Genomic DNA, 2,257 nt, shown 5'->3' with positions numbered 1-2,257 from the left:
GTGTATCTGCGTTATCAAGATGATGTGATTATTTTATGCAAAACAAAACGCCAATTAGAGCGGTGCAAAAGACGTCTTATGAATATCTTACAAGAAAGACGCTTGCAGTTGTCTCGTAAAAAAACACGAATTGGCGCTATAGAAACTGGGTTTCATTTTTTAGGCATCCAATATTTGGAAACACAATCTCCAAATAACACCTGTGTCCCACAGGATTTAAGTCCTTCGGCTGCAAATGATAGGTTTGTCGATGATTGCTTGTTATTTAACCAACATGGGGGGGGGGTAATAACAACTTAATCATTGCCGATGAAGCAAATCCTGAGCAAATCCCAATTGTTCCGCATGCGAGAACACTAAGAAATGCACGTGAGCAAGTTAGGCTTATGGTTATTGATGGATTTTCTATCCCACGAATCAGACGCTACTTGAACGCATGGCTGGCCTGGTGGGTGAGAACGAGTCAAAGTTGGCATTATCGAACCGTACTACTTCAATTTATTCACAGCTGTCGTGATAGTTACATCGCAGGAATTGCCGCGGGTCTACTATTCACTAAATACCGTGAGATTGAGACGACTGTGCAGTTGGTGGCTGACTTAGATTGCTTAGTGACTGTCTAAGGTCACACGTTCTCGCTTCATCAATGGCCTTGACGGCCTCGAAATCCATCACGACACCCACATCGCACTCACGCCCCACCCGCAACCCCAGCGCGCATGGCATCGCGGCGCGTAATATTCCGAATGAAAGCCCTAGACCAGAATCTATAGAGTAACCGCCCGGGCAAAACCACAAATCATACTTGTCAGTCTCATAGTTATAAAACTTGAGCTGCCGCTTTAGATTGGCAGGGTTCTGAGCATCCAACAAAGCTTTGTCCTTAGTTACATCCTCAAAAGACCGATTAGGATGACAATATTCTTGAGCAATATGTGCAGGCACATCGCGCTGTGCACGACCCACTTCTTCTATCCATATTTTATCGAGTACATCCCAATCAGCTTCAGACTTATCAAGATTCTTATCATGCTCCTCTAAATAATGCTTTAATGCTTCTTTTAATGGCGTCAGGTCAAAATGTGCCTCACAATGCGTTATCGTTTTTCCCTCTTTATCTTGGGTGGTGTACTGTAATCCTCGTGGTCTTGGATGTTCAAAAAGTCCTGAAGCGGCTTGCGGTGTCACTAATTCTTCTATGGTCTGAGCCTTTGTTAGAATAAGACTTCGTGTTTCTTCATTTTGTTGGATGTGTTTTTCTAACATCCGCTGCATATGCGTGTCTTTGGCCCAATACGCGTATTCATAAGCGGTGCAAGTGAAGGTTCGCCCTGAGTAGTCGGTGAAGGGTATGTCATGGGCTTTTAAGAGCGCTTGGGCTAATTCAGGGGCTTTTTGAAGTAAGGCTTCTGCCTCAATTTGTTCACCATAAGCCACATGTTGCAAGAATTGTTTAGCATCTATTTGAGGCTTGAAGTCGGGGCGTTCTTGTTTGAGTTGTGCCAAGAGTTGTTCTTTGAGTTTGGCGTCTTTATAAGTACTGATGCGTTCGTATAAGGCTTGTAATTCGGTGTTGCCCATGGTTGTCGTATTGATTTCGACTTCCCCCTGAACCAAGGGATTCTGATGGGGTATTTCTGTGCTTAAAGTGCTTGCATTGTTGCGCGCGCTCGATAAAGCATCGATTAATTTTTGTGGTAAGTCGAATAAAGGAGAGCATGCAAATTCGGCAAAGCTGGCACAGATAGCCCCTTGGTGTGTGAAAAAGCTTCCTTGTTTTTTGGTGTCTAATACAAAGAATTCATCAAAATGTGGGGCGTCTTTGATTTCTGCATAAAGCGTTGCAAAGGTTTCTTTAATGGTCGTCACGTCATTTGTGTCGAAGGTTTTTTTGAGTTGTAATTGCGTTGCATGAGCGTTCATCCAGGATAGTGCCGCGTCCTCTATACATTGGTTGTTTTGTTGCGCTTGTGCCAGTGTTTGGGCAAGTTCTTGACTTAATTTCGCATTGCCATCCAAAATCCGTCCAAAATTCGCGCTTGGACCCACTTTGTTTTGAGAGACGTCATAGATATTTGCGATGCCTAATAAAAATTGCGTCGCGATAGACCAGTCTTCTGCTTGGGTTAATGCGTTGAAAGGCGATTCCGTTTTGTCATCGAATAGATTGGGGGCACAATATCCTAATAAAGCTTCGATATACTCTGCAGGTGTTGCTGTTCTTGCATTAAATCCCATGGCTGTATCAATATCCGGT

Annotated in this window: 2 protein-coding genes; one reads left to right on the top strand and one right to left on the bottom strand. The window is 43.7% G+C overall.

Going from position 1 to position 2,257, the window contains the following annotated elements:
* Positions 1-300: reverse transcriptase domain-containing protein (locus tag WCO51_12615; protein MEI6514095.1), on the top strand; the 300-nt coding region annotated here is incomplete at its 5' end.
* A gap of 255 nt (positions 301-555) precedes the next feature.
* Here the strand turns inward: WCO51_12615 and WCO51_12610 are convergent.
* Positions 556-2,257: SidC (locus WCO51_12610; protein MEI6514094.1), on the bottom strand; the 1,702-nt coding region annotated here is incomplete at its 5' end.

It is taken from the genome of bacterium (assembly GCA_037131655.1).
Taxonomy (GTDB): Bacteria; Armatimonadota; Fimbriimonadia; order Fimbriimonadales; family JBAXQP01; genus JBAXQP01.
The sequence above is the reverse complement of the archived record's forward strand: the minus strand, read 5'-3'. Positions and strand labels throughout refer to the sequence as shown.